Below are 23,182 nucleotides of genomic sequence, written 5' to 3'. Positions count from 1 at the left end.
GCCCGGCAGGGCGGCCTTGCTACGTGCCATGCGGCCAACCTTACAGCGTCAGCAGGCCGCGTTTTTCCAGCATCGGTGCCGCCTGCGGGTCGTGGCCGCGGAAGGCGCGGAACGCCGCCCGCTGCTCGCGCGCATCGCCCGCGCTGTAGATGTAACGCTGCAGCTTGTCGGCCAGTACCGCATCAAACGGGTTGCCGGCTTCTTCAAACGCCGCAAACGCCTCGGCTTCCAGCACCTCGGCCCACATGTACACGTAGTAGCCGGCAGCGTAGTAGTCGTCGGAAAACACGTGGCCAAAGTGCGGCAGGCGGTGGTTCATGCCGGCTTCCGGCGGTACACCCAGGCGCGTGCGCTCGGCCGCTTCAAACGCCAGGATATCCACCCCGTCGGCGTCGTTACGCTGGTGCAGCGCCAGGTCGATCAGCGTGGATGCGCTGTAGCGTACTGTCTCGAAACCCTGGTTGAAGGTGCTGGCGGCCTTGATGGCCGCCACCAGCGCCGGCGGTATCGGCTCGCCACTGTCCACGTGGCGGGCGTGCTCGGCCAGCACCTCGGGCACCAGCGCCCAGTTTTCCAGCAGCTGCGACGGCAGCTCCACGTAATCCTGCGGCGTATTGGGGCCGGACAGCAGGCGGTAGCGCACATCGGACAGCAGGCCGTGCAGCGCGTGGCCAAACTCGTGGAACAGCGTGCGCACGTCGTCAAAGCTCAGCAGGGTAGGGCCGCTGCCGGCCTTGGCAAAGTTGTTGTTGTTGATGACGATGGGCAGCACGCGGGCGTCGCCCTTGCCGCTTTGCTGCTGGAACAAATGCATCCACGCACCACCGCGCTTGCCCTGGCGGGCGTAGTTGTCGCCGATAAACAGCCCGATAGCCGCCTCGCCGCGGCGCACTTCCCACACCCGCACGTCGGGGTGGTAGCGCGGCAGGTCGTCACGCGGGGTGAACTGCAGGCCAAACAGGCGGCCGGCCACGTCGAACATGGCGGCCTGCATGCGCGGCAGGCTGAAGTAGGGCTTGATCTGGGCGTCGTCCAGCGCGTAGCGCGCCACGCGCACTTTTTCGGCCAGCAGCCACCAGTCCCACGGCTGGATATCCTGCGGCAGGCCCTGGCGGGCGGCCTCCTGCTGCAGCAGGATTTTCTCGGCAGCAAAACGCTGCTTGGCCGGCTCCCATACCTGCGCCAGCAGGTCGTATACCGCTTGCGGTTTACCTGCCATGCGGTCTTCCAGCGCGTAGTCGGCGTAGCTGGCGTAGCCCAGCAGCGCGGCTTTTTCGGTACGCAGCGCCAGGATCTCGCGCGCCAGCGGCGCGTTGGCACGGGCCGGGTTTTCGCCACGGCTGGTCCAGGCACGCCACAGCTGTTCGCGCAGGTCGCGGCGGGTGGCATAGGTCAGAAAACCGATCACCGCCGAACGCGACAGCGTCAGCGCATAGCCCGCCAGGCCGCGCTCGGCGGCAGCATTACGCGCGGCGTCCAGCACGTAGCCGGGCAGGCCGTCGATGTCATCCTCGCCCAGCGGCAGCACGTATTCGCCCTCGTCGGCCAGCACGTTCTGGCTGAACGCGGTTTGCAGCTCGGCCAGGCGCGATTCGATGGCAGCAAAGCGGCTACGCGCCGCGCCAGCCAGCCGCGCACCGGCACGCACGAAGTTGCGGTGCAGGCGCGCCAGCAGGCGCTGTTGTTCTTCGTCCAGCCCCAGCGCGGCGCGCTCGCGGTACACCGCGTCCAGGCGGGCAAACAGCGCGGCGTTCAGGTACACGCTGCTGTGGTGGGCGGCCAGGCGCGGCGCCATATCGCGCTCTACGGCCTGCAGTGCCTCGCTGCCTACCGAGGCGGACAGGTTGTCCAGCAGCAAGCTGGCGCGTTCCAGCAGCAGGCCGCTCTCGGCCAGCGCTTCCACGGTATTGGCAAAATCGGGGGCGGCAGGGTTGGCCGCAATAGCGTCCAGCTCGGCCTGGTGGGCAGCAAACAGGGCATCGAAAGCCGGTACGAAATGCTCGGCGGCAATCTGGTCAAACGGGGGAAACTGCTGTGGCGTGCCCCATTCAGCTAGCAGTGGATTGGTGCGCATGGCAGCCTTTCTATCGGGAGAAGATGGCCGGGTCAGCCAAAATGGCACTCTAACACAAAGCCATAATGCCACCAGCTTGGCACAAGCTGTCCTTCTGGCTAGCCGTACCCGCCATGCGGCTAGTGCGCCGTAAAGGGTTTTATCGCCAGCGCACGGGCACGGCATGATGGCTGCACCGCCATACCCCAAAGCGGTAGAGGAGCCCACCATGCTGCCGCTATTCGAGCACCTGCAGGAAGCCGTGGCACTGAAACGCTTTCTGGAAGAGCTAAAGAAAAACCCCCTGCGTACCTTGCTGGCGCTGGCTGCCGTGTTTCTGGTGAGTGGCGGCGCTGTGAATGCCGCCTACCAGGCGGCTAGCGGCCCCGCAGCCGCGCCCCCCGTGCTCAGCACCTTGCCCACCCAGCCAGCCCAGCCCGGCGCCGATGGCACCCTGACCAGCCTGCCATACCCGGCCGCCGCCGAAGCCGCCCTGCAAGCCATACAGGCCGAAACCGCAGCCAGGCGGCAACAGCTGGCACAACAACTGGCCAGCCGGCCTGCCGACGCGGCCCCCAGCGCAGAAGAAATCCGCCTGCTGAATGAAAGCGGCCAGGTTCACTACTAAAGGAGAGCCGCATGCCCCGCATCCCTTGCGCCCTGGCGCTACTATGCCTGTTATCACTGGCCGGCTGCGCCAGTACAACCGGCCAGCCTGCCAGCGCGCCGCCATCCGCCACGCTCACACCCTACCCGGATGCCAGGCTACCCGCCCAGGCACCGCCCGGCAGCAAGCTACGCTGCGAGTCGCTGCCGCCGCTCGCGCTGGGTAGCAGCGCCAATACCCGCCAGCTGCTGCAGGAAATCCAGCGCGCCCGCAGTGCCTATGCCGACTGTGCCAACCGCCACAATGTGCTGATCGACTTTACGCAGAAACTGGAACAGGGCGTGGTAGACATACGCAACCACTACCGGCGGCAGCTATAAAGGCTGGCACGACGCGCCCAACAGCTGCTCGGCTTGCGCCACCAGGGCTGCCATCAGCGCCGCGGCATGGCGATGCTGCAACAGCGGCGCGGCCTGCCCGCACCATAGCGACCCCAGGTCGCTGCGCCCGGCGGCAAAAGCCGCGCGCTTGAGCTCGCCCATCAACCAGTTTTGCACCGGGTAGGGCGCGGGCGTCAGGGCTGCCCCCTCACGCAATAGCCGGTTGCGTATGCCACGCGCCAAGCGGCCGCTAAAAGTACGCGTCAGCGCGGTGTCTGCCGCAGCGGGGCTGAACAGCGCCTGCCGGTGCAAGCTAGCGGCGGCTGACTCCTCGCACGCCAGAAAAGCCGTGCCCAGCTGCGCCCCGGCCGCCCCCAGCATCAGCGCTGCGGCCACCCCGCGGCCATCGGCCATGCCACCGGCGGCAATCACCGGTACCCGCACGGCGTCTACTACCTGCGGCACCAGCGCCAGCGTACCGGTCAGCACCTGCTCTGGCGGTGCCAGAAACGACACCCGGTGCCCGCCTGCCTCGCTGCCGCTGGCCACGATCATGTCTACCCCGCCTGCTTCCAGCGCCTGCGCTTCGGCTACCGTGGTAGCGGCAGCGATGGTGACAATGCCCAGGGCACGGCAACGTGCCAGCAGGCCGGGCGACGGCACGCCAAACACAAAGCTCAACACTGCCGGGCGTACCGCCAGCACCGCCTCTACCTGCTCGTCAAACGCTGGTGCATAACGGCTAGGCGCAGCCGGCAGTGCCACCCCCAGCTCGGCAAAGTAGGGCGCCAGTGCCGCCGCGTAAGCCGCGTGGCGGCTGGTATCGGCGGCGATAGCTTCGCTGTCCTCGAACGGCAGCCACAGATTCAGGGCAAACGGGCGGGCCGTCAGCGCGCGGATATCGGCCACCACGCGGGCAATGCCGTCCCCATCCAGATGGTGCACGCCGAACGAGCCCAGTCCACCGGCCTCGGCCACCGCCGCCACCAGCCGTGCGCTGGACAGGCCACCGCCAAACGGCCCTTGCACGATGGGGTAGCGTAGCCCGAGCCGGCGTTGCAGCGGGCCACCCTGCCAGGCCGTCATGCCACCCCCTCGGCGGCCAGCGCCGCCTGCACGGCCGGGCGGGCCGCCACCTGCTGCATGAAGCGCTGCAAGGCCACCAGCCCGTCCAGCGATAGCCCGACAAACCCGGCCCAACGCGCCACGGTAAACAAATAGGCATCGGCCACGCTGAACTGCTCGCCACCCAGCCAGCGCTGGCCGCTCAGTACACGATCTACCAGGGCGAACTTGGCGGCCAGTGCCGGGCGCAGTACCGCCTTGGCCTCGGCCCCCAATTGCGGGTTAAACAGCGGGGTAAAGCCTTTGTGCAGCTCGGTCGCCACAAAGTGCTGCCACTGTGCCACGGCCCAGTAGGCGTGGCTGTCGGGGGCCGGCATCAAGCCCGCGTCCGGGGCCAGCTGCGCCAGGTAGCGCGCAATCACGGCGCCTTCACCCAGGGTGCGGCCATCGTCCAGCTGCAGTAGCGGCACCTGGCCCATGGGGTTGAGGGTATAAAAGTCCCCATCGTGTTCGGTGCGATGGCTGGCCAGGTCTACCCGTACCAGCCCGAATGGCAGGCCGGCTTCGCGCAGCAGGATGTGAATGGCCAGGGAACAGGCGTTCGGCGAGTAATAAAGTTGCATGGCAGGGCTCCGCAAGTTGGCCGCAGACGGCGGCGACACCTGCACCTTAAGCCTTGTATTCATGCAGAAAAATACGGGATCATGCATTTCAGTCATTACCGGGAGTCATGCATGAGCCGTTCTGCCACTGCCGACAATCTGGGCAGCATTGCGCTGTTCTGCCAGGTGGCCCGCCTGGGCAGCTTTACCGCCGCCGCCGTGCAGGCCGGCCTGACGCAGCCTGCGGTCAGCCGTGCCATTGCCCGGCTGGAGGCGCGGCTGGGCGTGCGCCTGTTTGTGCGCAGCACCCGCCAGATACGGCTCACCGAAGCGGGCGCGCAATACTACCGCCAGTGCTGCGACGTGCTGGCCCTGCTGGCTGCCGCCGAGCGCGACCTGGCCGACGCCCAGCGCACCCCCGGCGGGCACGTGCGCCTGAGTGCGCCCACGCCGCTGGGCCAGCTGTGGCTGCTGCCGCTGCTGCCCGCCTTCCGTGCGCGCTACCCCGACATTACGCTGGAAGTGCAGCTGAGCAACCACAACGCCGACCTGATCGCCGACAACGTCGACCTGGCCATCCGCGGCCGCACGCCGCCCGATTCGCGCCTGGTAGCGCGCCCGCTGTTGCACGCCGAGCTGGTGGTGTGCGCCGCACCGGCCTACCTGCAGGCACGCGGCATACCGCCCCACCCGGACGCGCTGGCCGGCCACGACTGCATCCAGTTCCGCCTGCCCAGCAGCGGCCAGCCGGTGCCGTGGCGCTTCCGGCTGGATGGCGTGGAGACCAGCCGGCCTACCGTCGGCGGGTTGATGGTAAGTGACGACCTGCTGGGCTGCGTGACGCTGGCGCGCCACGGCGGCGGCCTGCTGCAGACCTACCGCTTCATCGTGGCCGACGCGCTGGCGCGCGGCGAACTGCAGGAGGTGCTAAGCGATTACGGCGGCTGCAGCCGGCCGTTTTCGCTGCTGTACCCGGCGGGCAATACGCTAGCGCCACGGGTACGGGTGCTGGTGGACTACCTGCTAGCCCTGCCGGCACCGGGCAGTTAAACCTCAGCCCAGCACCCGCTGCGCGGCGATGTCGCCCCACCAGGCGGCTTCTTCAAATAGCGACAGGCCGGACAAATCGGCGTGGGCAAACAGGATGGGGCCATCTGCAGCGCGCAGTGCCGCCAGGCCGGGGTTGGCCAGAAAACCCGGCTGCGGGCTGGCCATGGCGTGGGCGCGCACGGTGAGGCGTGCGGCCAACATATGGCGGCGCAGCCGTGGCCCGTACACGGCGTACAGGTCTGCCGTGGCGTGGGCAAACAACGCGTCGGCGCTGGCTGCGGCCAACCATTGCCGCGTGGCGGCGGGCGCCGCATCGGCAAAGGCGTGGTAGGTGGTGAACACGGTGCGCTCGGGCAGCGCGGCGCGAATCAGCTGGTGGGTAGCCACCACGTAGCCCAGGCTGCGGCTGCCGTACACCACATTGTCCCAGGCCAGCGGCTGGCTGGCTGGCTCGGCGGGGAAGCGGTCCAGCAGCACATTGCCCACCAGCCACGGCGCACGCGGCGGCAGGTGGGCGCGTTCAAACCCCAGTGCGGGCAGCTGCGGCAGCAGGTGCCAGGCCACGTGCAGCGGCGTGGCCACGATCACGCGCCGCGCCAGCAGCCGCTGCGCGCCACCTGCATCCACATAATCCACCTGCACCTGTTTGCCCTGCTGCCGGATGCGCCAGGCGGCGCCGTCCAGCTGCCGCTGGCTGCCGATGCGGCCGCGCATGTGGCGCAGCAGCGGGTTCAGCCCGTCCGGCCAGGTGAGCACCGCGCCGTCCTCGGCGTTGGCCGCGTGGCCGCCACGGGCGGCAAAGTAATGCAGGCCAGCCCAGGCCGAGGTGTGCGCCAGCGTGCTGCCGTAGTCGTCACGGCAGCAGTAGTCCAGGTACCACAGCAGGCCGGGCGCGGTGTAGCCGTGCGCCGCCAGCCAGCTGGCAAAGCTCTGCTTATCCAGCGCGCGCCAGGCCGGGTCTTGCGAGGCCAGCGCGGTGGGCACGGTAAACACGCGGCGGCCGTCGGCACCGTGCTGTTGCTGCAATTGTTTCACGTGAAGCAAAAAGCGCTGCTGTTGCGCGTCGTCGGTGGCGCCCAGGCCGCGCGGCAGCAGGCCGTCTTGCCATTGGCCGTCGCGCCATAGCCGCTCGTCCGGCGCGTGCACCAGCACGCGTTCGTCAAAGGTTGGCCGCAGGCTGTCGCTACCGGCTTCGATCACGCCCATGTCGGCCAGCAGCGCACGCACGTGCGCCGACTCGGGCGAGGGCAGCGGCAGGTAGTGCGCGCCGGTGGGGTAGCGCCAGCCGTCGAAGGCGCCGGCGGCGGCGTTGCCGTCCGGCTCCGGCCCGTTCAGTAGCACAAAGTCGCGGCAGCCTTCGCGCGCCAGCCGCCAGCCGGCAAACAGGCCGGCCACGCCGCTACCCACGATCACGGTATCCACGCGGCGCTGGCTGCCGGGCGGCGGCAGCGCGGCGGCGTGGCGCAGGCGGTGGCCGGCGGCCATGCCGGGGCGCAACACCTCGATCGGCAGGCCCCAGCCCAGCAGCTGCTGGCAGCCGGTGAGCACGGGCAAGCCGGCCAGCGCGGCGGCGGTGCGCAGAAAGTCGCGGCGCTGCATCAGCGAATCACCTGCGACCAGTCCTGCTCGAAGTAGTGCACCAGGCGCTGGTCGTTGAGCTGGTTCGGTTCTACCTGCCACGGCCGCATATCGGGCGGGAAGAAGAACATCTGCCGCGTGGCTTCGCGGTCCAGAAACTTCAGCGGCACGCGGTAGGCCTGCGGCGGCGTGTAGCCGGGGCGATGGGCGGCGATGATGAAGCCCCACTCGCCAAACGACGGCACGTAGGCGTGGTAGGGCGTGGTGGCCAGCCCGGCGGCGCGCAGCGTGGCGTTGATGCTCCAGTACGAACGCGGCGCGTGGTAGGGCGAGGTGGACTGCACCACGGCCAGCCCGTTATCGGCCAGGTGGCGCGACAGCAGCCGGTACAGCGGCACCGAGTACAGCTTGCCCAGCGCAAAGCTGGACGGGTCGGGGAAATCCACGATGATGGCGTCGAACACCTCGGCATGCTGCTCCAGCCAGCGCGCGGCGTCGTCGTTGACCACGCGCAGGCGCGGGTTGCTTAGCGAGCCACCGTTCAGCGCCACCAGCGGCGCACTGCGGGCAAACAGGCCGGTCATGGCCGGGTCCAGGTCCACCAGCGTGACCTGCTGCACATGGGGGTACTTCAGCACCTCGCGGGCGGCCAGGCCGTCGCCGCCGCCCAGGATCAGCACCCGCTGCGCCCACGGCAGCGCGCCCAGCACCGGGTGCACCAGCGCCTCGTGGTAGCGGTGTTCGTCGCGGCTGGAAAACTGCAGGTTGCCGTTGATGTACAGCCGCAGGTCGCCTTTCCAGCGCGTGAGCACCAGGCGCTGGTAGGGCGTGGTTTCGGCGTGGATCACGTCGTCGCCGTAGACGGCTTTTTCGTTCCAGTGCGTCAGCTCGTCGGCGGCAATAAAGCCCCCGCCCAGCACCAGCAGTACCAGCAGGCTGCGCAGGTACTGCACGGTTGGCCGCAACAGCTCGGCGCGGAACACGCGGCAGGTCCACAGCGCCACCGCCACATTGCTCAGGCCGAACAGCAGCGCCGAGCGCGCCAGCCCCAGCCGCGGCGCCAGCACGATGGGGAACAGCAGCGACACCGCCAGCGCGCCCAGGTAGTCGAAAGTGAGCACGCGGCTCACCAGCTCGGCAAAGCGCTGCTGGCGCTGGTGCAGCAGCCGCATCACCAGCGGAATCTCCATGCCCACCATGGCGCCGGTGAGGAACACCAGCGCGTACAGCGTGAGGCGGAACGACTCGCCACTCCAGGCAAACACGGCAAACAGCGCGCTGGCAGACAGGCCGCCCAGCAGCGCCACCAACAGCTCGATCTCGATGAAGGTATCCAGCACGCGCTCGTCTTTCACGTACTGCGACAGGTGCGAGCCCACGCCCATGGCAAACAGGTAGCAGCCGATAATGGACGAAAACTGCAGCACCGAATCGCCCAGCAGGTAGCTGGCCAGCGCCGCGGCAATCAGCTCGTAGGCCAGGCCGCAGGACGCCACCACAAACACCGACAGGATAAGCAGACGATCGCGCATGCAGGCTTTCATGAAACGTGGGTAGAATGGTTAGCATTATTGCCCAAGCCTGCCAAGGACGCCGCATATGTCTACCGCCTTCCTGCCAGCCCTGTTGGCTTACCTGTCCTACGTGGGCAGCGGCGCGCTGCTGCTGGCGCTGTTTACCCTGCTGTACTGCCGCGTGACCCCGCTGGACGAAATGCAGCTGATCCGCCAGCACAACCAGGCCGCGGCGCTGTCGTTTGGCGGCGCGCTGGTGGGTTTTTCGCTGACGCTGGCGTCCAGCGCCTGGCACCTCAATACGGTAGAAAAATTCCTGCTGTGGGGCGTGCTGGCGCTGCTGGTACAGATTGCCGTACACATGCTGCTGTCGCGCTGCGTGCGCGACCTGCAGCAAGCACTGCAAGACAACAACACCGCCATGGGCCTGCTGGCCGGCAGTGTGCAGCTGGCGGTGGGCGTACTGAACGCCGGCAGCCTGTCCTGAAACTGATCGCGCGCCGCGTGCTTCTACGACAGCCTTCTCCCTCAGGGAGAAGGTGGCGCAAAGCGCAGGATGAGGGGTGCGGGCGCGATCATTTGTTTACGTACCGGCTGCGGCCAACCTTGATGGAGTCTTCGCCATGAGTCTGTTTTCCTTCATTTCCAAGCAGTTCATCGACATCCTGGAATGGCAGGAGGAGGGCGACGGCGTGCTGGCCTGGCGCTACCCGATGCAGGACAACGAAATCCAGTACGGTGCCAGCCTGACCGTGCGCGAGTCGCAAATGGCGGTGTTCATCAACGAAGGCAAGATCGCCGACGTATTCGGCCCCGGCATGCACAAGCTCACCACCCAGACGCTGCCGGTACTGACCTACCTGAAAAACTGGGACAAGCTGTTCGAATCGCCCTTCAAGTCCGACCTGGTGTTCTTCAGCACCCGCCTGCAGCTGGGCCGCAAATGGGGCACGCCGCAGCCGGTGACGCTGCGTGATAAAGACTTCGGCATGGTGCGCCTGCGCGCCTTCGGCATCTACAGCTACCGCATCACCGACCCCAAGCTGTTCTACACCGAGGTCAGCGGCACGCGTGAACGCTACACCGTAGACGACGTAGAACAACAGCTGCGCAACCTGGTGGTGTCCACCATGGCCAGCACCCTGGGCGGCAGCGCCGTGCCGTTTCTGGACATGGCGGCCAACCAGGGCCTGATGGGCGACACCATCTACAGCGCGCTGACACCGGCCTTTGCCCGCTACGGCCTGGCGCTGGACAGCTTTGCCGTGGAAAGCATCTCGCTGCCGGAAGAGCTGCAAAAAGCCATCGACAAGCGCATCGCCATCGGCATGGCCGGCGACCTGAACCAGTACACCCGCTACCAAGCCGCCGAGGCTATCCCGCTGGCCGCACAAAACGAAGGCGGCCTGGCCGGCCTGGGCGCCGCACTGTCTGCCGGCCTGGGCGTAGGGCAAGTGATGGGCCAAGCCATCCAGCAAAGCCTGGCCGCGCCGGCCCCGGCAGCGCCCGCCGCACCGGCAGCCGACGCCAGCGACAGCCCACAGGCCAAGCTGGCGCAGCTCAAAAGCCTGCTGGACGGCGGCCTGATCACCCAGGCCGACTACGACACGGCCAAAGCCGACGTGCTGAGAAAACTGGTGGGCTAAGCATGACCACCCAGCCTGCGGCCAACCCCGCCTGATGTACCGCGTCGCCTGCCCCGCCTGCGGCGCCGAGGTGCGCTTTCACGCCACCAGCTCGGTGCTGGCGGTGTGCCCCTATTGCCAGAGCACACTGCTGCGCGACGCCGACAGCGTGCGCGACATCGGCAAGATGGCCGCGCTGCTGGGCGACTACTCGCCGCTGCAAATCGCCAGTAGCGGCATCTGGCGCGGCCGCCAGTTCACCGTGGTTGGCCGCATCCAGCTGCAGTACGACGCAGGCGTGTGGAACGAGTGGCACATCCTGTTCGACGACGGCCAAAGCGCCTGGCTGGCCGATAGCCTGGGCCAGTACGTACTCACCCACGCGCAAGGCCCGTGCAACAGCGCCCCGGCGTTCGACAGCCTGCTGGCAGGCCAGGTATGGCCGCAAGGCAAAGACAGCTTCATCTTCAGCGACATCCGCCGCGCGCGCTGCGTGGCCGGCGAGGGCGAGCTGCCGCGCCAGCTACAGCCCGGCTACGATGCCCCGGTAGCCGACGCCCGCTGCGGCGGGGGCTTCCTCACGCTGGACTACAGCGACGGCAGCCCGCCACAGCTCTACCTAGGCGAGGCGGTAACGCTCAAGCAGCTGAACATGCAGCGCCTGCGCGACGAACGCGCGATCACCGCCGCCACCGGCAAGCTGCAGGGCAGCGTGCAGCAGCTAGCCTGCCCGCAATGCGGTGCCAGCCTGGATTACCGCGCCGGTACTGCCACCCATCTGAACTGCCCGTCTTGCGGCAGCGAAGTAGACATCCAGGGCGAACGCGCTACCGTACTGGGCCAGCACCAGGCACAGCAGGCCAGCACACTGCGCTTTACGCTGGCCAACGGCAGCCAGGCCACCATCGACGGCAAGGTGTGGACCATCATCGGCCTGCTGGGCTGGGAAGAAATCGAAGACCGCAACAGCAGCTGGAACGAATACCTGCTGTACGAACCGCAGCTGGGCCTGCGCTGGCTCACCGAAACCGGCAACGGCTGGTGGCTGGGCACGCTGATGGACATCTGGGTAGACCAGGCCGGCCCGCAGCAAGCCAGCTGGGGCAAAAACCGCTTTGCCGCGCGCTACCCCGCCTACGACGCGCACATTGCCTACGCCGCCGGCGCCTTCCCGTGGCGCGCCCGCGTGGGCGAGCGCGTCAGCATCCGCGAATACATCAGCAGCGACGGCAACACCGTGCTGGCCTGCGAACAAAGCCCGCACGAGCTTACCTGGAGCAGCAGCCGCAGCGTGAGCCCGGCCGAGCTGGCGCGCTGGTTTGGCCAAGCCGCCCCCGTGGCCACCGCGTTCAAACCACAGGCCGCCGCCAGCAGCAAAGCGGCGCTACGCCCCGTGGGCATAGCCGCCAGCCTGCTGCTGTGGCTGGTCAACGCACCGCTGCTACTAGCCGGCGATACCGGCGGCACCCTGGCCATCTGCTTCATCGCCACGGTCATCCTGTGGCTGCCACTGGACACCTGATATGAGCCGCCTCACCTATATCCTCTACTGCCTGGCCATCGTCGCGGTCAGCACCGCCATCAACTACGCCAGCAACAGCGACGACGGCGGCAGCTACCGCAGCAGCGGCGGCTACTACGGCGGCAGTGGCAGTGGCGGCTTCTCGGGCGGCCACAAATGAGCCACCTGGGCGAACACCTGCTGGCCGAGCTATACCAGTGCCCGGCCACCGCACTGGCCGACACCGGCACGGTGGAGCAGGCACTGTACGCCGCCGCCCACGCCGCCGGGGCGCACGTACTGGCCGGCCACTTTCATCACTTTGGCGCCGGCTTGGGCGTAACCGGTGTACTGCTGCTGGCCGAATCGCACATCAGCATCCACACCTGGCCCGAGCACGGCTACGCGGCGGTCGATCTGTTTCTATGCGGCAGCACCGCCCACACCGCCGCCCTAGCGGTGCTGCAGCAGGCGCTGCAAGTTGGCCGCATCGAACAGCGCTGCGTGGCGCGCGGCCAACTGCCTGTGGCTATACCTCTCTGAAAATCATTTTTGCCACGGAAACACATGAAGAAGGCGGAAGAAATGATCCGCTGGTGGGTCAGTGCGAGCACACACCGAGTGGCGATACCGGTTTCTGCTTTTTTCGTGCCTTTCGTGTGCTTTCGTGGCTAATAAATGGCTTTTTGCCACAGAAACACACAGAAGACACAGAAGGAAAAAACAGCCGTGGCTGCTTGATGGGCGAGACCAAAACGATACAAATTGCTGCATTTTCCGTGCATTTCGTGTGCTTTCGTGGCTAAAAAAGTCTTTTTGCCACGAAAACCACAAAAAACACGAAAGGGGGAAATGGCCGTTGTTGCCTGATGAGCGCTACAGCGCTGCGTGACGCGCGGCTAAGTAGACGTGGCGGTTGACGTCATTCTCTTGGCATGAAACGATAAGACCATGAAAGCAGCCAGCCTGTTCACCACAACCACCACCACCACGACCGCCATGCGGGGTCGGGGAGGTTGGCGGCTGCCGCACTGAACCCCATCCACCCCGCCCATCCGGGCCGGGGTGCATTGCTCCTGTCCGCGGGCTTTATCCGTCAGGAGCTACCATGTCTCACCCCATCCGTAGTGCATTGCTACTCATCGATATGCAGCATGGCCTGTACCATGCGCCCGACGCGCCCTGGCAGCGTGAAGCCTTGCTGGCCAATATCCAGCTGCTGGTAAGCCAGGCACGCGCCGCCGGCTCACCCGTACTGGCAGCCCGCCACACCGGGCCGGCGGGCTCGCCGATTGCAGCAGGCAGCGCCGCATGGCAGCTGCTGCCTGAGCTGGGGCTGGACCCGGCGCATAACTATATTTTCGACAAGACCCGGCCAAACTGCTTTGCCGGTACCGAGCTGCAAGCGTGGCTGCAGACGCGAGACATCGGCCAGCTGGTACTGGCCGGCATGAAAACCCAGTACTGTGTAGATACAACCTGCCGTGCGGCCAACGTACACGGGCTGCAATGCATCCTGGCGGCCGATGCCCATAGCTGCATGGATACGCCGCAGTTGGCCGCCAGCCAGATCATCGCCCACCACAACGCCACGCTGCACGGGGCGTTTGCGCAGGTGGTACCCAGCAGCCAGATCGTGTTTCAGGCCTAGCGTGTTAAAACAAACCACCTTGCGGCGCGGGCAGTGCCCAGTCGATGCCCTCACGGCCGTGCGCTTGCAGCCAGGCGTTGGCCTGCGAGAACGGGCGCGAGCCGAAGAAGCCGCGGCTGGCCGACAGTGGCGACGGGTGCACGGCCTTGAACACGCCGTGGCGGCTGGCGTCGATGCGCTCGGCTTTGCCCTGCGCCCAGTTGCCCCACAGCAAAAACACGCAGCCGGGGTTGTGCGCGTTCACCGCGTCGATCAGCGCATCGGTCACCGCCTGCCAGCCGAACTTGCCGTGGCTGCCGGCGCAGTCTGCTTCCACGGTAAGCGAGGTGTTCAGCAACAGCACACCCTGTTGTGCCCAGTGGCTAAGGTCGCCGTGGCTGGCCGGGGCGATGCCGAGGTCGCTGGCCAGCTCCTTGTACATATTGCGCAGGCTGGGCGGTATCTTCACCCCGGCTGGCACCGAGAAGCTCAGCCCCATCGCCTCGCCGGCACCGTGGTAGGGGTCTTGCCCCAGAATCACCACACGCACGGCGGCAGGGTCCATGTGCTGCAACGCGTGAAAAATCTGGTCTGCTGGCGGATAAATCACGGCACCACCGGCGGCGCGTTCGGCGAGCTTGGCGTCTATTTGCTGCAAGTTGGCCGCAGTAGCCGGCTGCTGCAGTACGGCTTGCCAGGCGGCAGGCAGGGTGGCCAGGGCGGGGGCGAGGTAGTGCATGGCAAGTTTCCAGTAGATGAGGGGCAAAAACAAAGCCGCCCGGCAGGGGCGGCTTGGCGGTGCGGCAGCAGGCGCTTAATAGTGCGCCATGCTCGGGTCAACGTCGTTGGCCCAGGCTTCCACGCCACCGCGCAGGCTCAGCACCTGCTCGAAACCGGCGTTCTGCAGGAACAGGCCCACCTGAAAGCTGCGCACACCATGGTGGCAGATGGTGACGATGGGCGCATCGTCCGGCAGCTCGTTGTGGCGCATCGGGATCAGGTGCATGGCAATCTGCTGCGAGCCCGGGATGCGGCACAAGGCCAGCTCCCAGTCTTCGCGCACGTCCAGCAGGTAGGGCTGCGGGCGGCTGCTGTCTGCCAGCCAGGTAGACAGCTCTACGGCGGTAATTTCGCGGATCATCAGAAGCTGAAGCGCGACGGCTCGATGGCGTCCAGCTGCTGCAGGCGCGGCAGGTTGGTGTCGAAGCTTACCGCTTCCTGGTAGGCGTTTTCGCCCACGCGGGTGATGACCTTGGCAATCATCACCGGGGCATCGCCCACGATCACGGCCAGGCGGCCACCTACGGCCAGCTGGGCTTTCAGCGCTTCCGGCACCACCGGGGTGGAGCCGCCTACGCAGATCACGTCGAACGGGGCCTGGCCTGGCACGCCTTCGATACCGTTACCCACGCTGAGGGTCACGTTGCGGATGCCGGCGGTTTTCAGGTTGGCCGCAGCACGCTCGCTTTGCTCGGCGTCCAGGTCCACGCTGTACACGTGCTGGCTCACAGCAGCCAGCAGGGCGGTGAGGTAGCCGCTACCGGTACCCACTTCCAGTACCTTGTCGCTGGCTTTTACTTGCAGGTCTTGCAGTAGACGGGCTTCGACTTTCGGCTCCAGCATGGCGGTGCCGTTTTCCAGTGGCAGCTGCATGTCCACAAACGCCAGCTGGCGCTTTTCTACCGGCACGAAGTCTTCGCGCTTCACGTGGAACAGCAGGTCGAGAATGGAGGTGTCGAGCACATCCCACGGACGGATTTGCTGCTCAACCATGTTGAAACGGGCTTGTTCGAAATTCATTCGGAAACTCCGGGGGATCCAAGACAAATAGACTAAGGGCGATTCTGAAAGCCGGGCTGTGGCAACCCTGCTTCCACAATCGTCCACTAGATGGCAACTTGCGATTATCCCACATTTACCTTACCTTCACAGCATCGCTAGGGGTCCTGCAGCGCTTGTGTACCATTCGCACCAATTTGCGAACAGCATAAGCACCGTGGGTGAGAGTTACCCTTCGAACCTGACCCGGATAATACCGGCGTAGGGAAGCGTAATCTGCCAGACACCGCCCGCCGCGCCTTGTTCCGCCCGGCATGCGGCCAAGCTGGCAGCCGGGCCAGCCCGGGCCGCTCCTTGCGCCGTTTCATCGCCTTGGAGAACCCGCACCGATGAACGCGCCTGCAACACTGAACACCCAGATGGTGGTGGATTCCGCCGCCATCCAGCCCCTGCCCAATTCCCGCAAGATCCACGTTAGCGGCAGCCGCCCCGATATCCGCGTGCCCATGCGCGAAATCAGCCAGGCCGATACGCCTACACAGTTTGGCGGCGAGACCAACCCGCCCATCTATGTATACGACACCAGCGGCCCCTACACCGACCCGCAAGCGCAGATCGACATCCGCTCCGGCCTGCCGGCGCTACGTGCCGCGTGGATCGCCGAGCGCGACGACACCCAGCTGCTGCCGGGCCTGTCCAGCGACTACGGCCGCGCCCGCGAAGCCGACCCCAAGCTGGCCGACCTGCGCTTTAACCTGACGCGCCAGCCACGCCGCGCCAAGCCCGGCCTGAACGTGACCCAGATGCACTACGCCCGCCGCGGCATCATCACGCCAGAAATGGAATACGTCGCCATCCGCGAAAACCTGAACCGCCAAGCCTATATCGACAGCCTGCAGGCCACCGGCAACACCCGCCTGCTGGAGCTGATGACCCGCCAGCACGCCGGCCACAGCTTTGGCGCCCAGCTGCCCGACACCATCACCCCCGAATTCGTGCGCCAGGAAATCGCCGCCGGCCGCGCCATCATCCCCAACAACATCAACCACCCCGAAAGCGAGCCGATGATCATCGGCCGCAACTTCCTGGTCAAAATAAACGGCAATATCGGCAATAGCGCCGTAACGTCGTCGATCAGCGAAGAAGTGGACAAAATGACCTGGGGCATCCGCTGGGGCGCCGACACCATCATGGACCTGTCCACCGGCAAGAACATCCACGAAACCCGCGAGTGGATCCTGCGCAACAGCCCGGTACCCATCGGCACCGTGCCCATCTACCAGGCGCTGGAAAAGGTCAACGGCAAGGCCGAAGACCTGACCTGGGAAATCTTCAAGGACACGCTGATCGAGCAGGCAGAGCAGGGCGTGGACTACTTCACCATCCACGCCGGCGTGCTGCTGCGCTACGTACCGATGACCGCCGGCCGCATGACCGGCATCGTGTCGCGTGGCGGCTCCATCATGGCCAAATGGTGTCTGGCGCATCATCAGGAAAACTTCCTGTACACCCACTTTGCCGAGATCTGCGAGATCATGAAGGCCTACGACGTGGCCTTCAGCCTGGGCGACGGCCTGCGCCCCGGCAGTGCCTGGGACGCCAACGACGCCGCCCAGCTGGGCGAGCTCAAAACCCTGGGCGAGCTCACGCAAATCGCCTGGCAGCACGACGTGCAGGTGATGATCGAAGGCCCCGGCCACGTACCCATGCAGCTCATCAAAGAGAATATGGATAAAGAGCTGGAGTGGTGCCACGAAGCGCCGTTCTACACCCTGGGGCCGCTCACCACCGACATCGCCCCCGGCTACGACCACATCACGTCGGCCATCGGCGCCGCGCAAATCGGCTGGTACGGCACCGCCATGCTGTGCTACGTCACCCAGAAAGAACACCTGGGCCTGCCCAACAAGCACGACGTGAAAGAAGGCATCATCACCTACAAGCTGGCCGCCCACGCCGCTGACCTGGCCAAAGGCCACCCCGGCGCGCAGATCCGCGACAACGCGCTGTCCAAGGCGCGCTTCGAGTTCCGCTGGGAAGACCAGTTCAACCTGGGCCTGGACCCGGACAAAGCGCGCGAATTCCACGACGAAACCCTGCCCAAAGACAGCGCCAAGGTGGCCCACTTCTGCAGCATGTGCGGCCCGCACTTCTGCAGCATGAAGATCACCCAGGACGTGCGCGAATTTGCCGCCAAGCAAGGCATCAGCGAGCAGGACGCGCTGCAGAAGGGCATGGAAGTGAAAGCCATCGAGTTCGTGAAAGGCGGCGCCAAGCTGTACGACAAGGCCTAAACGGCGATTGCTTCACGTGAAACAAAAAGGTTGGCCGCAGGTAATGCGGCCAACCTTTTTTTGCGATTTAAACAGTAGCAGCGTTTACGCCACAGCTTGGCTGGCCGCCTCTTGCTGCTGAACATCTTCTAGCAGCGCCTGGAACCAGTCCAGCCCGCGCAGATTATCCAGATCGCGGTCGGTGCTCAGGTGGGCAAAATCGGGCAGGAAACCGGCAGCGCGGGTTTCTTCCAGCAAGGTGCGGGCTTCGTCAGGGCGCTGCTGCACGGCGCGCAGGCAAGCAAAATTATATGGATTCGGTTCACCTAGTTTTCTCGCCATCAGCAGCACTTCCTCTCCCTTGGCAAGCTTAGTAAGCCGCTCCTCACCTTGTAAAGTGTGTGACCAACTCAATAAAGCACTACCCCAGTTGTAACAAGCAATTGCATTCGGCTGTAACAGATGAGCGCGTTGATAAGCCTCACAAACTTGCTGCCAGTCTTGGCCCGAATGCTGCTCGGCAAAAGCAAGGTTAAACCAGACGTTAGCTTCGTGGCTCTCAATCAGACTCAGCAACGACCACAACGATTTGGCCTCGACCCAATCGTTTTTGACATCCGCAGCCCATGCTTGCTTGATCAGTTCTACTACTTGCCCGGGCTTCTCATTTCGCATTTTTTCAAGAACATCTACTGATAATTCACCCTTCATCTGCTCTGCATTCGGAATCAAACTAGTCTTTTCACGAGCTGTTTGTAGCAAAGTTTCAATTTCATTCGCATATTGCTCCGCGTGCCGTTGTGCTGTTTCAGCCTTCTCCTTGGCAGAATTGGCTTCTGCCAATTTGCCGGAAATTTCGTCCAGTCGTTCTTTCCATTCCGCTTTCTGCTGGCGACCCATCCAAAACGGGATACCAAAACCAGCAAAAGCCATCAAGAGACCAAGCGCACTCAACCACCAATCCACCGACTTGCGGCCAACCTCCAGCGCGTCTTTGGCCACAGCGATGGCCTGCTTTTCGCCTTCTATGGTTTTGGCCACGCTGGCGGCGGCTGCGCTGGCCACCAGTGGCACTTGCGCCTGGGCGGCGCTGGCGCTGATCTGGCGGATGGCCTGCTGCTGCGCCGGGGTAAACGGCGCGCTGGCGGGCTGGGCGGCAACAGCAAGGTTGGCCGCACACAGCGCGGCGGCAAACAGGGTAGGGCGTACAAGGTGGATGGCGCGGGGCATGGCGGGTATCCGGCGGGCAATGCCGTATTCTATCAGCATCCCCCGTGCACAACGGCCTGCACATGGCGCTTGCATCGCGCCGGGCGGCGGGGTCAAATGGGCGGATTCCACCCAGATACACGCCATGACCCAGCCCCGCGCCATCTTGCCACTGTTCCTGCTGCTACCCGCCCTGGCCCTGGGCCAGGTAGCCAGCCCGCCTGACAGCGGCCAGGAAGACTGGCCGGCGCTACTGGAAAACACCGCCCGCCCGGCCATGCAGGGCCGGCTGGGCGAGTCGGAGCAGCAGCTGCGCGCGCTGCTGGCGCGCGCACCGGCCAGCCAGCCGGCGCTGCAGGCCGATATCCTGCACCGGCTGCAGTTTGTACTGCGCAGCCGCCAGGAAACTGCCGCCGCACTGGAGGCCGCCAGCCAGGCGCTGGCGCTGCGGATTCAAGCATTTGGCCCGCATCACCTGCTGGTGGCCGAATCGCAGCAAGCCTACGCCCGCCTGCTGGCGCCTACCCAGCCTGGCAGCGCGGAAAAACTGCTGCTAGCCGCACTGCAAACCAGCGACCAGCTGGCCGGTAGCGAAAGCCTGGCCGCCGCAGCGTCGCGCCACGCGCTGGGCTTGTTCTACCAGCAGCAAAAACAGTACGACAAAGCCGCCGAGCAGCTGGGGCGGGCGCTCGTCATACGCCAGAAAAGGCTGCCAGCCGACCACCCGGACACGCTCTACACCCAGGCCCGGCTGGGTGCTGCGCTACAGCAGCTGAAGCAGTACGAGCGTGCTATCGGTTTACTGCAAGACGCGCTGGAAGGCGAAACACGGCGTGGCAATGCCGACGGCCTGCACGCCGCCATCATCACGCGTGAGCTGGCCTACTGCTACCACTACCAGCAGGACTACGCCGCCGCCGAAACGCTGTACCTGCAAGCCCTTACGTTGCTGGCGCTCAATCTGGGCAGCCAGCACCACGCCTACGCCATCACCCAGCAGGCGCTGGGCTGGCTCTACATCAGCAGCCAGCGCGAAAGCGAGGGCCGGGCGCTGCTGGAAACCGCCCGCCAGCACTTACAGCAAGCAGAAAAAGACGCGGCGCCACGCAAGTAAGGGTTGCAAAAAACGCGCAAGAGGCTAGCTGCCAGACATTTTTCGTCAAACGGTCATGTCTTTGCGGCTTCAACACGATATGATTAACGTTTAAAGAATTCCGCAACGTGCACGGCCCTGCGGCAACTGCCGCCACAGGCCAGACTTGATACGCCAGCCCGGCATGGCGCCCAACTCACAAAGAAACGCATATGAAAAAACGCCTCGCAACGACTGTCATTGTTACCAGCCTGATGCTTGCCGCACCGGCCTTTGCCGGTATCAAGGAAGGCCGTACCGCCTTCAACAAAGGTGACTTTGCCGCGGCACTGCGCGAGTGGACACCGGCAGCCGAGCAGGGCAATGCCAGCCTGCAATACCAGCTGGGCGAGCTGTATCGCAAGGGCCTGGGCACACCGGTAAACCTGGAACAAGCGGCCAACTGGTATCGCAAGGCCGCCGAGCAGGGCTACGCCGACGCGCAGCTGAACCTGGGCCAGCTGTACGAAAAGGGTAATGGCGTTACCCAAGACCTGGCCGCTGCCGCCAGCTGGTACCGCAAGGCCGCGGAGCTGGGCAATACCGTTGCGCAAACCAACCTGGCCGCCCTGTACCAGAGCGGCCGCGTACAGCAGCTGGATGTTACCGGCGCTGCCTACTGGTACCGCAAAGCCGCCAAGAGCGGTAACGCCCAGGCACAAACCAGCCTGGCCGACATGGTACAAAACGGCGCCGGCATTCCGGCCAACGCCGCCCAGGCCGCCACGCTGTACCGCAAAGCGGCCGAGCAAGGCATCGCCCAGGCGCAGTACAACCTGGGTGTGCAGTACCAGCAAGGCCGTGGCGTAGAAAAAAGCCCGGTAGAAGCCGCCAAGTGGTTCCGCAAAGCCGCCGAGCAAGGCTATGTAGAAGCACAAGCCAGCCTGGCCACCATGTTCCATAACGGCGTGGGCGTACCGCAAGACTACACCGCCGCCGCCGACTGGTTTGCCAAGGCCGCCGAGCAGGGCGATGCCGATGCCCAGTTCAGCCTGGCACAGATGTACCAGCAAGGCCGTGGTGTAGAGCAGGATTACGTGAATGCGGCCAACTGGTTCCGCAAAGCCGCCGTTCAGGGCCACCCGAATGCCCAAGCCGTACTGGGTAACCTGTACCAAAGCGGGCTGGGCGTACCGAAAGACCCGGCACAAGCCGCCGTATGGCACCGCCGCGCAACCGAACAGCTGGCCGCCAGCTGGTTCGTGAAAGCCGCAGAACAGGGCGATGCCAACGCACAGTACAGCCTGGGCCAGATGCTGGAAAAAGGCCAGGGCACCGCGCAAGACCTGGCCGATGCCGCCATGTGGTACAACAAAGCGGCCAACCAGGGCCACGCCGGCGCGCAAACCAGCCTGGCGCAGCTGTACGAGAAGGGTAACGAGCTGCCGCAGGATTACGCCCAGGCAGCCAGCTGGTATGCCAAGGCAGCCGCACAGGGCGATGCCCAGGCACAAGCCAGCCTGGCCGCACTGCACATGAAAGGCAGCGGCGTAGCGTTCGACCCGAAACGCGCCTTTGCCCTGAACCAGCAAGCCGCCGCACAAGACAATGTATCGGCACAAGTCGCCCTGGCCGCGCAGTACTACAACGGCCAAGGCACCGAGCAGAACTACGAGCAAGCGGCCAACTGGTACCGCAAAGCCGCCCGTAGCGGCAATGCCGATGCGCAGTTCAGCCTGGGTGGCATGTATGAAAACGGCCAGGGCGTGAAGCAGAGCAACGACGAAGCCGTGGCCTGGTACCGCAAGGCCGCAGCACAGTACAACGTAGGCGGCCTGAACAACCTGGGCGTGATGTACTACTACGGCCAGGGCGTACCGAAAGACGCCACCGTATCCTATGCCCTGCATAACCTGGCCCGCGCCCAGGGCGACACTCTGGCAGCCAACAACCTGGCGCAGCTGGAACAAGACATGGGCCGCGCCCAGCTGGCGCGCGCACAGGACTTGTCCCGCCGCATGAACGTACCGGGCAAGCTGCTGGCTGAAATCGAACGCTATGTAGTGTATGTACGCCCGGTACTGGCTGGCCGCCCGGCCAAAGCCGGTAAAGTGGCCGCCAAGGTAGCCGACAAAACGGCCAGCGCTGCCAGTACCGATGCACCGGAAACGGCCAAGCCTGCCAAAACCGGCAAGCCCTCGGCCAAGGCCAGCAAAATGAAGGCCGCCGCCAGCCAGGCCATCACCGAGCTATCGGCACAGCTGAATGCTGCCGTGGCACCGGAAGCCGCACCGGTTAAAAAGTAAACCGGCACCGCTCACCCCACCGCAGCCCTGGCGCTGCGGTTTTTTTTTGCTTTTGTCGCCTGCAGCACCGCCAGGCCGGAACCCGGCCGGGCACAGCTGGTCTGTAGCGCCAGGGGGCCACAGGCGGCACCCGCACTTACCTACGGAAACATCATGTTCAAGAAACTGCTTGCCTCTATCGGCGTCGGTGGCGCCAAAGTCGATACCCAGCTGGACAACCCGCGCCTGCGCCCTGGCGACATGCTGACCGGCCGCGTAGTGGTACAAGGCGGCAATGCCGACCAGGACATCGAAAAGATCGAGCTGGTCTTGATGGTGGAAGCAGAGCAAGAATCTGGCGACCACGAAGTACGCGGCGCGCTGCCGCTGGGCAGCATTCTGGTCAGCCAGCGCTTTACGGTAAAAGCCGGCGAAACGCGCCAGTTCCCCTTCCAGCTGCAGCTGCCCGCCGAAACGCCCATCAACGCGCTGGCCCACTATGGCCGCCCGCTGGCCGTGTGGATTCACACCGACCTGGCCATTGCCTCGGCCGTGGACGCCAGCGACCGCGACCTGCTGGAAGTACACCCCACACCGCAGGTAGCCGCCCTGTTGGCCGCATTCGAGCAGCTGGGCTGGGGCCTGTACAGCACCGATGTCGAAGTGGGCACCGCGCGCATCGGTAATGTGGCCAGCACCCTGGGCTGCTATCAGGAAATGGAGCTCAAACCGCGTGGCGGCAACTTCCGCATCCAGGAAATCGAGCTCACCTTCCTGCCGTGGGGCAACGAGACCCATGTACTGATCGAGGTAGACTCGCGCTTTGGCGGCGACTTCTACCGCTCGCTGGCCATGGGCCCGGACTTTGCCAGCCGCAACTGGGCCGACGAGCTGCGCCGCCAGCTGCCGCTGTAAAATTTTTGCCATCGCCTGCACCCGCGCTCTCGCCAGCATTGATA

General features: G+C 65.3%; 22 protein-coding genes and 1 riboswitch. Of the genes, 13 read left to right on the top strand and 9 right to left on the bottom strand.

The features are described 5' to 3' along the window. Positions 1-40: 40 nt before the first annotated feature. Entirely contained in the window at positions 41-2,074 is a 2,034-nt protein-coding gene (locus tag FLQ44_RS03820) for a M3 family metallopeptidase (protein ID WP_147693131.1), read from the bottom strand. A gap of 208 nt (positions 2,075-2,282) precedes the next feature. Here FLQ44_RS03820 and FLQ44_RS03815 point away from each other — a divergent pair, with 208 nt between their 5' ends. Beyond that, positions 2,283-2,681: a hypothetical protein gene (locus tag FLQ44_RS03815; RefSeq protein WP_147693130.1), complete on the top strand. Its 399-nt coding sequence runs from the start codon at positions 2,283-2,285 to the stop codon at positions 2,679-2,681. Between the two features lie 11 nt (positions 2,682-2,692). Continuing rightward, the gene (locus FLQ44_RS03810; protein WP_147693129.1) at positions 2,693-3,040 is read left to right on the top strand and encodes a hypothetical protein; all 348 of its coding nucleotides are present in this window, start codon (positions 2,693-2,695) and stop codon (positions 3,038-3,040) included. Here FLQ44_RS03810 and FLQ44_RS03805 read toward each other — a convergent pair. Then, positions 3,035-4,126: an NAD(P)H-dependent flavin oxidoreductase gene (locus tag FLQ44_RS03805; protein WP_147693128.1), complete on the bottom strand. Its 1,092-nt coding sequence runs from the start codon at positions 4,124-4,126 to the stop codon at positions 3,035-3,037. The two genes, FLQ44_RS03810 and FLQ44_RS03805, sit on opposite strands and share 6 nt — an antisense overlap. Next, positions 4,123-4,728: a glutathione transferase GstA gene (gene gstA / locus FLQ44_RS03800; RefSeq protein ID WP_147693127.1), complete on the bottom strand. Its 606-nt coding sequence runs from the start codon at positions 4,726-4,728 to the stop codon at positions 4,123-4,125. The genes FLQ44_RS03805 and gstA overlap by 4 nt, the downstream gene beginning before the upstream one ends. Before the next feature lie 111 nt (positions 4,729-4,839). On the opposite strand from gstA, the gene FLQ44_RS03795 reads away from it, so the two are divergent. After that, entirely contained in the window at positions 4,840-5,757 is a 918-nt protein-coding gene (locus FLQ44_RS03795; protein ID WP_147693126.1) for a LysR family transcriptional regulator, read from the top strand. 3 nt (positions 5,758-5,760) lie between these two features. Here the strand turns inward: FLQ44_RS03795 and FLQ44_RS03790 are convergent, their stop codons facing one another. Beyond that, positions 5,761-7,356, bottom strand: coding sequence for an NAD(P)-binding protein (locus FLQ44_RS03790; RefSeq protein WP_147693125.1), 1,596 nt, complete (start codon positions 7,354-7,356; stop codon positions 5,761-5,763). After that, positions 7,356-8,867, bottom strand: coding sequence for a polyamine aminopropyltransferase (locus FLQ44_RS03785; protein ID WP_147693124.1), 1,512 nt, complete (start codon positions 8,865-8,867; stop codon positions 7,356-7,358). The genes FLQ44_RS03790 and FLQ44_RS03785 overlap by 1 nt, the downstream gene beginning before the upstream one ends. A 67-nt stretch (positions 8,868-8,934) precedes the next feature. Between FLQ44_RS03785 and FLQ44_RS03780 the strand changes: the two genes are divergently transcribed. From FLQ44_RS03780 to FLQ44_RS03760, 6 genes are all read left to right on the top strand, one after another. After that, positions 8,935-9,336 carry a DUF350 domain-containing protein gene (locus FLQ44_RS03780; protein ID WP_147693123.1) on the top strand — a complete coding sequence of 134 codons (402 nt, stop codon included), beginning with the start codon at positions 8,935-8,937 and terminating at the stop codon, positions 9,334-9,336. 142 nt (positions 9,337-9,478) lie between these two features. Continuing rightward, positions 9,479-10,495, top strand: coding sequence for an SPFH domain-containing protein (locus FLQ44_RS03775; RefSeq protein ID WP_206208659.1), 1,017 nt, complete (start codon positions 9,479-9,481; stop codon positions 10,493-10,495). 34 nt (positions 10,496-10,529) lie between these two features. Further along, positions 10,530-11,996, top strand: coding sequence for a DUF4178 domain-containing protein (locus tag FLQ44_RS03770; RefSeq protein ID WP_147693121.1), 1,467 nt, complete (start codon positions 10,530-10,532; stop codon positions 11,994-11,996). A 1-nt stretch (position 11,997) separates the two neighbouring features. Continuing rightward, the gene (locus tag FLQ44_RS23500; protein WP_170252749.1) at positions 11,998-12,156 is read left to right on the top strand and encodes a hypothetical protein; all 159 of its coding nucleotides are present in this window, start codon (positions 11,998-12,000) and stop codon (positions 12,154-12,156) included. Then, the gene (gene speD / locus FLQ44_RS03765; RefSeq protein ID WP_147693120.1) at positions 12,153-12,518 is read left to right on the top strand and encodes an adenosylmethionine decarboxylase; all 366 of its coding nucleotides are present in this window, start codon (positions 12,153-12,155) and stop codon (positions 12,516-12,518) included. The genes FLQ44_RS23500 and speD overlap by 4 nt, the downstream gene beginning before the upstream one ends. 565 nt (positions 12,519-13,083) lie before the next feature. Next, the gene (locus FLQ44_RS03760) at positions 13,084-13,626 is read left to right on the top strand and encodes a cysteine hydrolase family protein (protein WP_147693119.1); all 543 of its coding nucleotides are present in this window, start codon (positions 13,084-13,086) and stop codon (positions 13,624-13,626) included. Between the two features lie 4 nt (positions 13,627-13,630). Here the strand turns inward: FLQ44_RS03760 and ung are convergent, their stop codons facing one another. The 3 genes from ung to FLQ44_RS03745 all read right to left on the bottom strand — a co-directional run bounded on the left by ung (position 13,631) and on the right by FLQ44_RS03745 (position 15,405). Continuing rightward, the gene (ung, locus tag FLQ44_RS03755; protein WP_147693118.1) at positions 13,631-14,344 is read right to left on the bottom strand and encodes a uracil-DNA glycosylase; all 714 of its coding nucleotides are present in this window, start codon (positions 14,342-14,344) and stop codon (positions 13,631-13,633) included. 75 nt (positions 14,345-14,419) lie between these two features. Then, a complete protein-coding gene (locus FLQ44_RS03750) occupies positions 14,420-14,746 on the bottom strand; it encodes a rhodanese-like domain-containing protein (protein WP_147693117.1) in 327 nt (108 codons plus the stop codon). Further along, complete coding sequence (locus tag FLQ44_RS03745) at positions 14,746-15,405, bottom strand: protein-L-isoaspartate O-methyltransferase family protein (RefSeq protein WP_147693116.1); 660 nt, start codon at positions 15,403-15,405, stop codon at positions 14,746-14,748. The genes FLQ44_RS03750 and FLQ44_RS03745 overlap by 1 nt, the downstream gene beginning before the upstream one ends. 129 nt (positions 15,406-15,534) lie before the next feature. Next, a riboswitch (TPP riboswitch) is annotated at positions 15,535-15,669 on the top strand. Between the two features lie 104 nt (positions 15,670-15,773). On the opposite strand from FLQ44_RS03745, the gene thiC reads away from it, so the two are divergent. Next, the gene (thiC, locus tag FLQ44_RS03740) at positions 15,774-17,678 is read left to right on the top strand and encodes a phosphomethylpyrimidine synthase ThiC (RefSeq protein ID WP_147693115.1); all 1,905 of its coding nucleotides are present in this window, start codon (positions 15,774-15,776) and stop codon (positions 17,676-17,678) included. Positions 17,679-17,762: 84 nt separating this feature from the next. On the opposite strand, the gene FLQ44_RS03735 is transcribed toward thiC, so the two are convergent. After that, positions 17,763-18,887, bottom strand: a complete 1,125-nt coding sequence (locus FLQ44_RS03735; RefSeq protein ID WP_147693114.1) for a TPR end-of-group domain-containing protein — start codon at positions 18,885-18,887, stop codon at positions 17,763-17,765. A gap of 124 nt (positions 18,888-19,011) precedes the next feature. Between FLQ44_RS03735 and FLQ44_RS03730 the strand changes: the two genes are divergently transcribed. The 3 genes from FLQ44_RS03730 (at position 19,012) to FLQ44_RS03720 (ending at position 23,138) form a co-directional block, all read left to right on the top strand. Continuing rightward, on the top strand, positions 19,012-19,980 hold the full coding sequence (locus FLQ44_RS03730) for a tetratricopeptide repeat protein (protein WP_147693113.1): 969 nt from the start codon (positions 19,012-19,014) through the stop codon (positions 19,978-19,980). Between the two features lie 191 nt (positions 19,981-20,171). Next, entirely contained in the window at positions 20,172-22,244 is a 2,073-nt protein-coding gene (locus FLQ44_RS03725; protein WP_147693112.1) for an SEL1-like repeat protein, read from the top strand. A gap of 153 nt (positions 22,245-22,397) precedes the next feature. Beyond that, complete coding sequence (locus FLQ44_RS03720) at positions 22,398-23,138, top strand: sporulation protein (RefSeq protein ID WP_147693111.1); 741 nt, start codon at positions 22,398-22,400, stop codon at positions 23,136-23,138. The last annotated feature ends 44 nt before the right edge of the window (positions 23,139-23,182 follow it).

The sequence above is a fragment of the Vogesella mureinivorans genome (assembly GCF_007644035.1).
GTDB lineage: Bacteria > Pseudomonadota > Gammaproteobacteria > Burkholderiales > Chromobacteriaceae > Vogesella > Vogesella mureinivorans.
This window is presented reverse-complemented; position numbering and strand designations above follow the sequence as displayed.